General features: G+C 37.1%; 1 protein-coding gene. It reads left to right on the forward strand.

Features of this window, described 5'->3' with window-relative positions; all coding sequences use genetic code 11:
• The first annotated feature begins 34 nt into the window (after positions 1 to 34).
• Positions 35 to 394 carry a hypothetical protein gene (locus V7201_RS23085; protein WP_335379093.1) on the forward strand — a complete coding sequence of 120 codons (360 nt, stop codon included), beginning with the start codon at positions 35 to 37 and terminating at the stop codon, positions 392 to 394.
• Positions 395 to 512 lie beyond the last annotated feature (118 nt).

Raw genomic sequence — 512 nt, forward strand, 5'->3', positions numbered from 1 at the left:
GTAATACATACTTTATAGATGAAGAGGTTAAAGAATGGCTGACTTTTTTTGGCTAATGTACCTTGGCTTCATGGGTACAACGGCAATTTGGTTTTTGATAAAAGGAAAATACAAGAATAATGTGACTCGTCTCGACTTTGTTATTTCGATTTTTACCTGGTTTGGTCTATTCGGTTATGTGACGGGAACGGAATTGCTTACCCCCATCGTGTGGAAGCTAGTATTTATTTTTGGCTTATTGTGGGATATCTTATTTACCATTTTTTTCACAGATCGATTCGCTGGAGATTTTGAGGTAGCGGAAGAAGTTAAAGAAATGCCTCTTGGTGCTAAACTTAGTGGGTTGCTCTTTGTTTTTCCTTTATATTATGGGATTTTTCAATATGCATTCTAAAACGGCAATTGCCGTTTCAGACTGTAGACAAGCTCGAAAAAAAAGGGCTTATCTACAGTTTTTTTATTGGTTTTGAAGTTAAACAGGTCTGTTGGTTTCCGTTCCAAGCGCTTCGCTT

It is taken from the genome of Bacillus sp. JJ1122, assembly GCF_036964885.1.
Lineage (GTDB): Bacteria > Bacillota > Bacilli > Bacillales > Cytobacillaceae > Mesobacillus.